This is a genomic window from Trebonia sp., from assembly GCF_030042015.1.
Lineage (GTDB): Bacteria > Actinomycetota > Actinomycetes > Streptosporangiales > Streptosporangiaceae > Trebonia.
Genome location: NZ_JASIAL010000062.1, coordinates 1 through 7,530 on the forward strand (window position 1 = coordinate 1; position 7,530 = coordinate 7,530).

Consider the following 7,530-nt stretch of genomic DNA (forward strand, 5'->3'; position numbering starts at 1 on the left):
GGCCCGTACGCTGGCCCGCGAACCGGGCAAGCCCTCTGGCCTGCCCGCAATAGCCCGGTCAGGGCCGCCGCGAGGGTTCCCTTGTCAAGTCCGGGCACCCCCCGGCAAACCCCGGAAAATGAGCGGCGGCGAAGCCGCCGCATGTCTTCCCTGGCCCGGCCGCCCGTTGCGCTAGCCGCTTGACACCAAGCACTCCGTGACTACTTTGGCGGGCAAAATGTCCGGAATGTCCATGCATAAAGTGTGCAAAGTAACATTTCTGGGACTCCTGTGGCGCTAGGGAAACGACCGCGATCGGCTGCGCGCGGGGAGGAGTCGTAACTGCCGACCTGAAACTGGACAAGCCACTCATTTCGGGCGGCCACTCGGCTAGGACGGTGACTTAGGATACGAAACGCAGCCCGAATGGGACAAATCGCCCGCGAAAATGAGCCGGTCGTATCCTACGTCGATGTCGGGGGGCTGCCCGCCGCCGGCGGCTCACCGTCGGGGAATCCTGGCGCGGACGGGCCGGGCGGGGCGGACGCCACGGGCGGACCGGACGGAGCGGGCGTGGCGCCGCCCGCGGCGCTGCCGCGGCGGGGTGAGCGGCCGGCGCGGCTGCGCCGGACGACCTGGATCGACGGGTCGGTGACGTCCTCGCGGGCCGGCACGTAGATGTCCGGCTCCAGGTAGATGGTCTCGGCGATCGGCACCGCGGCCCGCACCCGCTGCTCCGCGGCGTCGATCCTGGCCGCCAGGGCGCCGGCGGGCAGCGAAGCGGGTACCGCGACCTTGGCCGCGACCAGCAGCGAATCGGGGCCGACGTGCGAGGTTCGCAGGTGTATCACGCGGAAGCCTTCCGGTCCCTGCTCGAGCGCGGCCACGATCGACGAGGACACCTCGGCGTTCGCCGACTCCCCGATCAGCAGGCTCTTCGTCTCGTACCCGACGACGAACGCGGCGCACGCCAGCAGCACCCCGACCGCGACCGAGCCGGCGCCGTCCCACACCCCGGAGCCGGTCAGCACGGCCAGCAGCACGCCAAGGAAGGCGAACGTCAGACCGAGCAGCGCGGCCAGGTCCTCCATGAGCACGACGGGAAGCTCCGGCGCCTTGGTCCGGTGCACGAACGACCGCCAGCTGCGCCCCGAGCGTTCCCTGTTCGCCTCGCGAATCGCCGTCCGCAGCGAGAACGACTCGAACACGGCGCAGAGGGCGAGCACCACGAACGCGACCGCCGGCGAGCGCACGGCCTCGGGGCTGAGGATCTTGTGCACCCCGTCGTAGATAGAGAAGACCGCGCCGACGGTGAACAGCAGGACCGCCACCACGAACGCGTAGAAGTAGCGCTCCCGGCCGAACCCGAACGGGTGCAACTCCGTCCTGGCGCGTCGCGACCTGCCGCTGCCGATCAGCAGCAGCACCTCGTTGCCCGTGTCAGCGACCGAGTGCACGGACTCCGCGAGCAGCGACGCGGACCCCGTGAGCAGGAACGCGATGAACTTCGCGATGGCGATACCCAAGTTGGCGGCGAGCGCGGCGATGACAGCCTTCATCGGCGAACTACACCGGGGGTTCCGTGAGATCCCGCAGATCCTTAATCGCCGCGATCGCCAGCGGGTCGATCCCGCAGGCGATCCCCAGGTAAACCGACGCGTAGTCAAGGAGCTGAACGATCCCGGCCAGGCGCAGCAGCGGCTCGGTGCCCTCCATCGCGATCTCGGACACCTCGATGCCCCGCGCCGCGGCCAGTGCCGCCGCTCCCTGTCGCGCCCGCGTCACCGCGGAGTGCTCCCCGCCCTGGTCGGCAAGCAGCACGAGCCGCAGCAACGCCGGGTTTTCCTGCCCGTCGGCGAGCTCGCCGACGTCCGCGGGGGAAAGCTCGCCGAAGGACGCGTCGTCGAAGTTCTCCGCCGCGGGGAAATCCGGCTCGGGCGCGGGCGCGAACGGCCCGTCGAAGGCGGCCACCTGGTCGTGGCCCGCGTCAGGAAGCACACCGGGGAGCGACGGGTACTTCGCGTTCGCGGCCAGCTGGGAGGCGAACCGGCGCGCCGCGACCGTCGCAAGCGGCGACCCGCCCCAGATCAGCGGCAGCGTCCCGACCAGGTCCAGCGCGAGCGATTTCCCTGGGTTCACGAACGACTCGCTGGACGGTCGGCACTGATGCGAGATGTCCTCCATCGCCGCCGCGGCTGACTCGTAGACGTCCGGCTCGACCCGGGCGACGCCGAGCCGCGACGCGATCACCAGCAGCGGGATGGCCAGCGCCCACGGCGTGCACCTGGCCGGGCCGCCGGAGGTCACCGGAACGAAGGCACCCCGCGCGGCCAGGGCCAGCTGCTGCAGCGGCGAACCGGGCGCGCCGACCGCGGCCAGCTCGCAGCCGCGCCGCGCGGCGTCGGCGGCGAGTGCGAGCACCTCGGCGGTGTGCCCGGAGCGGGACACCGCGATCACGAGGTCGGCGGCGCCTACCCAGCCCGGCAGCTGGTACCCGGACACGCCGGTGACCTGTACCGGTGAGCCAGGCCCGCTGATCGCGGCGAGCACGTCGCCGGCGAACACGGAACCGCCCGCCCCGGCCGTGACGATCGCCCGCGGCCGCCTGCCCTGCAGCAGCGCGGAAAGGTCGGCTTCTTCGCAGGCGCGCAGCGCGGTTCGGACCTGGGCCGCGGACGACGCGACCTGCCGCAGCATCCCGCCCGGGTCGCCCGACTCGACAAGCTCGGGGTCGTCAAGCCGGAACGCGGCAAGCGCGACGCCCGCGTGCGGGGTGTTCACCCCGCGCCGCCCGGCTGGCTCTCCGCCTGCCGCGCCTCGTCGATCAGCAGCACCGGGATATTGTCACGGACCGGATAGGCCAGCCCGCATCCGGTGCACACCAGCTCGCTCGCCGCGTCGTCGACCAGCAGCCCGGCACGGCACTTCGGGCAGACGATGATTTCCAGCAGCCAGTCATCAAGTTCCATGGGTACACACTCCTACGTGCCGTGCGGAGCCCGGCAGCCGGGGCCTGGTGGAATTGGGGCCGCAGGGACCCGAGAGTCAAGTGCGCCGTCAAGACCAGGGGGGTCCGGGGGGATGGTCCCCCAGGGAGGAAACAGCCGGGGGGTGCGGGGGGTCGCCCCCCCGAGACTAATCATGTCCTCTGACCAGGCCGAGCACTTCGTCGCGAAGGCCGGCCATGCCCGCCTCGCTGCTCGCCTCGACGTTGAGCCGCAGCAGCGGCTCGGTGTTGGAGGGCCGGAGGTTGAACCACCAGTCGCTGCCCGCGACCGTCAGTCCGTCTAGCTCGTCGAACCGCACCCCGGCTCGTGCTGAGTAAACGTCGCGGACCTTGGCGGTCGCGGCGGCCTGATCATGCACCTCGCTGTTGATCTCGCCGCTCGCGCAGTACCGCGAGAACTCGCTGAGCAGGGCCGACAGCGGGCGCTCGTCGTGGCCGAGCGCGGCAAGCACGTGCAGTGCCGCGAGCATGCCGGAGTCGGCGAACCAGAAGTCCCTGAAATAGAAGTGGCCCGAGTGCTCACCGCCGAACACCGCGTTCGTCTCCGCCATCGTCGCCTTGATGAACGAGTGGCCGACGCGGGTCCGCACGGGCGTGCCGCCGTGCTCCACGATGAGTTCGGGCACCGCGCGGGAGGTGATGAGGTTGTGGATGACCGTCGCTCCCGGCTCGCGGGCGAGCTCGCGGGCGGCGATCAGCGCGGTCAGCACCGACGGGCTGACGATCTGGCCGCGCTCGTCCACCACGAAGCACCGGTCGGCGTCGCCGTCGAAGGCCAGGCCGATGTCCGCCTGGTTCTCGGTGACGGCATTCTGCAGGTCCCACAGGTTCTTGGGGTCGATCGGGTTGGCCTCGTGGTTGGGGAACGTGCCGTCGAGCTCGAAGTAGAGCGGGACCAGCGTGATCGGCAGCCCCTCGAAGACCTGCGGCACCGTGTGGCCCGCCATCCCGTTGCCCGCGTCAACGACGACCTTCAGCGGGCGGATCCCGGAAAGGTCGACCAGCTTCTTCAGGTACTCGGCGTAACCGGGCAGCAGGTCCGTGCTGCTGATCGTGCCGGGGTCGCCGTCATAGGCAGGGACGCCGCTGGCGACCGTCTCCTTCAGCTGCACCAGGCCCGTCTCGATGCCGACAGGCTTCGCGCCAGCCCGGCAGAGCTTGATTCCGTTGTACCTGGCGGGATTGTGACTCGCGGTGATCATCGCCCCCGGTGTCTCCAGCGACCCGCTGGCGTAGTACACCATGTCAGTGGAGCCGAGGCCGCCGTGGATCACGTCCGCACCCTGCGCCGCGGCGCCCCGGCCGAGCGCCTCGGCGAGCGGCTGCGAGGTGGTCCGCATGTCGTGCAGCGTGACGAGTGTCTTGGCGCCGGTGAGCCTTACGAACGCCCCGCCGACCGCCTCGGCCACGCTCTCGTCCAGCTCGTCAGGTACTACCCCCCTGATGTCGTACGCCTTGAAGATCTTGTCAAGATCGCTCACGTCGGCTCGCTTCCTGATCCCGTCGGCTAGGAACTTTCCCAGGATCAACCTATCGGTCACGCCGCATGGGCATGGCCGCGGCGGCCGGCCGGGATGACGCGGTGCCCGGTTTCGCCGCTGACGCGCGGGCTAGGCCTCGGGGGCGCTCGGAGCGGAGCGCAGCACGCGCAGGTGCCCGCGGCGGCCTACCTCGACGCCCTGGCCTACCGGCTCGGCGAGGGCGGGGCGCGGGGAACCGGCAGGCGACGGCGAGTGCGGCGCGGCGGTGGGCAGCTCGGCGCGGGCGGGCTCGGGACGGCCGGCCGACCCGAGGCGGTCCGCCTCGCGGACGACGTTCGCCAGCGCCTCGAGGTCGTTGGCCCGCTCCCGGGCTGGGTCCGCCGGCAGATGGACGACATCCCAGCCGCGCGGCACGACCAGCCTGTCGGCGTGCTTCTCGCACAGGTCGTAACAGTGCGGCTCTACATAGGCCGCCAGCGGACCGAGCACGGCCGTGGAGTCGCGGTACACGTATGTGAGCGTGTAGACCGGAGGCTGTTTGCACGCGGTGCGTGAGCAGCAACGGGAATTCACCAGCCCACCTCGCTCACCAGATCGTTATTGGCCACGATAGCAGCGCGATCTTCGCGAGCACGCGCAAAAGCCATGGCCGGGTGAGCGTCGTCGGCGTGCCCCGCCAGGGCCGCCCCCCAGGCCGCGGGTGCGGATTTTTCGTCGCTCACATCGGCTGACGGTACCTATCCGGAGCCGGTTACGCCATCACCCGGCCCCGTTCACGATCGTGTCGTTTTGTCTGGCCTGACGGTACCCGCTGGCTGCCCATCGGCGATACGCTCAGTGACTGTGTACGGCGGTGAGGACGGCTCGGTTCGCGGACGGAGTATCCGGCGGCGAGACCGCAGGGGGCGCGGCCTGCGCGGGCGCCTTGTACCGCCGGACGTGCCGCTGTACCGCACCCGGTCACAGCAGTTCGACGACATGGTGCTGGACGCGGTCGCCCGGCTCGAGCCGCGCTGGGAGACCGAGCTCGCGGGCGTCGAGTTCGCCGTCCAGGAAGTCCCCGAGCCGGACGAACTGGCCGACGACAGCGGCCCGCTGCCGCTGGCGCGGATGGTGCCCGGTTCGGCTGACCCGCAAGACCCTGCCCGCCCGGCCACGGCTGCCCGCATCGTGGTGTACCGCCGCCCGCTGCTCGCCAGGGCCGAGGACGACGACGAGCTCAGCGACCTCATCTTCGACGTCGTGGTCGAGGAGTTTGCCCAGGTTCTCGGGCTGGACCCGGAGTCGATCGACCCGGGCTACCGCGAGGGCTTCGACTGAGCCGCGCCGGCTGGCCGGCTACGGCAAGATGGCCGAGTACGAGTCCTCGGCCGGCGGCAGGGTGATCACGGTGAGCGCGCTCGGCACCGGCAGCAGCGAGACGACGGTCGCGGACAGCCCGCCCGTGCCAGCGGTGACCACGCGCGCGGCGTAGAGCGGGCCGGAACCAGCAAGCGGCGTGATCACGATCGCGAACGGCTGCCGGCTGCCCTTCGGCCCCGACACGGTCACCGCGGCAGTGTGGCCGGCCTGTACCGTCGCCAGCTGCTGCGTGCCGACGGCACCCGCTGACCCGGCACCAACGGACGGGATGACGGCGATGTTCGCGCGCACGGCGGCGGCGGGAGCGGTGAGCAGCAAGCCCACCGTGAGGCCGGCCGTGGCCGGGTTCCCGGCCACCACGCCCTGCTCGGTAACCGGCGCGACCGCGGTGGTGAACGAGCCGATGCCCTCGCCGGGAACCAGCACGGCCGCCGTGATCGGCACGTTGGAGGTCAGCTCGAGCCCCGCGGCCGACGCGCCAAGCGACGTGAGCGGGAACGAGACCGTCGCGCCTGCCGGGGCGTCGACCGGGGTCGAACCGAACTGCGGGAACTTGCCCTGAACGGTGAACGCGAGGACCTTCACCTGGGCGTCGGTCGCGCCGGGCACCGTCACGAACAGCCGCGCGGCGCTGCTGGCCACCGTCAGGCCGGGTATCACCAGCTGGGTCGACGGGGCGGCCGCCTGGGGCAGCCAGCTGCCGCCTGAGCCGCCGCCCTCCCAGACCGCGGCCGCTACCTGTCCCGAACTGGTCTGGACGTGCAGCGCGAGCGCGACCGAGCCGGTCACGAGCGGGGCTATCTTCTCCACGACGAACTGGTGCGGGGCGACGGTGATCCCGTTGTTCAGCACGTTCTGCAGGCCAGCGTCGGTGAGGATGGTCACGTCAACGCTGGCCGCCATGTCGCCTGTGTTCGTCAGGTACAGCCGGATGTCCGGGGCCCCGGCCGCCGCCCCTGTGCCGACGAACCACATGTCCGAACTCGGGTACGCGCAGCTCACCGTGCCCATGCCCGAGGCCGTGGCCTGCTCCGCCGCAAAGCCCTCCGCCATCTGGCCGGTCGCCGTGACCGCGGTGCCGCCGAAGAGGTCCGCCGCCGGCGCCGCCACCGTCGCCTGCGTGCCCGGTGCGGACATCGTCACGGACTGTGCCGCCGCGGCGGCGTGCGCCTGGCGTGCGGAATGCGAGGTGGTCGCGGCGGCCGTCGGCGTCGAGGTCGCGGTCGGCGTGGACTTCGCGGCGGGCTGGCGCTTGGTCACGGTCGGCGTGGCCGGGACGGCGGTCAGCGTGACCGACCCGGTGGAGGCCGGGCTGGCCTTGGCCGCCTGGGCCTGTGACGGCACGGAGATCGTCGCGATGTGCGCGGTGCCGGTGTCCGGGCCTGGCGGGGGGCAGGACCGGGTGATGGCGGTCACGGCGACACTCCGTGCCGCCGACTGGGCGGATGTCCGGGCAGGGCCAGGCTCGGTGCGCCAGGCCGCCACGTAGACGGCGGCGAGCACGAGGAGAACCGCGCCGAGCAGGCCAAGGCGGCGCATCAGGACTCTCCGTCAGAGGTGGGCCCGCGCCTGCGGGGACGCCCGTGCCTGCCTGCCCGGTGTGAATGCCGCTCCGGCGGCGCGGCGCGCACCGGGTCAGCCGCCCGCGCCGCCGCGCGCGGGCCGGTCTGCCACGCCTGGTCCTGGCCCGGCTGCCGCTCA

The 7,530-nt window shown here is 71.7% G+C and carries 8 protein-coding genes; 1 reads left to right on the forward strand and 7 read right to left on the reverse strand.

The window, feature by feature from the left end; translation table 11 throughout:
- Window positions 1-443: 443 nt before the first annotated feature.
- From Q1N79_RS03025 to Q1N79_RS03050, 6 genes are all read right to left on the reverse strand, one after another.
- Window positions 444-1,538: a cation diffusion facilitator family transporter gene (locus tag Q1N79_RS03025; RefSeq protein ID WP_367185022.1), complete on the reverse strand. Its 1,095-nt coding sequence runs from the start codon at window positions 1,536-1,538 to the stop codon at window positions 444-446.
- Between the two features lie 7 nt (window positions 1,539-1,545).
- Window positions 1,546-2,760, reverse strand: a complete 1,215-nt coding sequence (locus Q1N79_RS03030; protein WP_300604008.1) for an SIS domain-containing protein — start codon at window positions 2,758-2,760, stop codon at window positions 1,546-1,548.
- Window positions 2,757-2,948 (reverse strand): Trm112 family protein, encoded by a 192-nt coding sequence (locus Q1N79_RS03035; RefSeq protein ID WP_300604011.1) that lies wholly within the window; start codon window positions 2,946-2,948, stop codon window positions 2,757-2,759. The genes Q1N79_RS03030 and Q1N79_RS03035 overlap by 4 nt, the downstream gene beginning before the upstream one ends.
- A gap of 166 nt (window positions 2,949-3,114) precedes the next feature.
- Window positions 3,115-4,467 carry a phosphomannomutase/phosphoglucomutase gene (locus Q1N79_RS03040; protein ID WP_300604020.1) on the reverse strand — a complete coding sequence of 451 codons (1,353 nt, stop codon included), beginning with the start codon at window positions 4,465-4,467 and terminating at the stop codon, window positions 3,115-3,117.
- A 129-nt stretch (window positions 4,468-4,596) separates the two neighbouring features.
- Window positions 4,597-5,043, reverse strand: coding sequence for a DUF3499 domain-containing protein (locus Q1N79_RS03045; RefSeq protein ID WP_300604024.1), 447 nt, complete (start codon window positions 5,041-5,043; stop codon window positions 4,597-4,599).
- Entirely contained in the window at window positions 5,037-5,189 is a 153-nt protein-coding gene (locus Q1N79_RS03050) for a hypothetical protein (protein WP_300604014.1), read from the reverse strand. The genes Q1N79_RS03045 and Q1N79_RS03050 overlap by 7 nt, the downstream gene beginning before the upstream one ends.
- 217 nt (window positions 5,190-5,406) lie before the next feature.
- On the opposite strand from Q1N79_RS03050, the gene Q1N79_RS03055 reads away from it, so the two are divergent.
- Window positions 5,407-5,787 carry a metallopeptidase family protein gene (locus tag Q1N79_RS03055; protein ID WP_367185023.1) on the forward strand — a complete coding sequence of 127 codons (381 nt, stop codon included), beginning with the start codon at window positions 5,407-5,409 and terminating at the stop codon, window positions 5,785-5,787.
- Between the two features lie 18 nt (window positions 5,788-5,805).
- Here Q1N79_RS03055 and Q1N79_RS03060 read toward each other — a convergent pair whose 3' ends face one another.
- Window positions 5,806-7,368, reverse strand: a complete 1,563-nt coding sequence (locus Q1N79_RS03060; RefSeq protein WP_300604017.1) for a DUF5719 family protein — start codon at window positions 7,366-7,368, stop codon at window positions 5,806-5,808.
- Window positions 7,369-7,530: the final 162 nt, after the last annotated feature.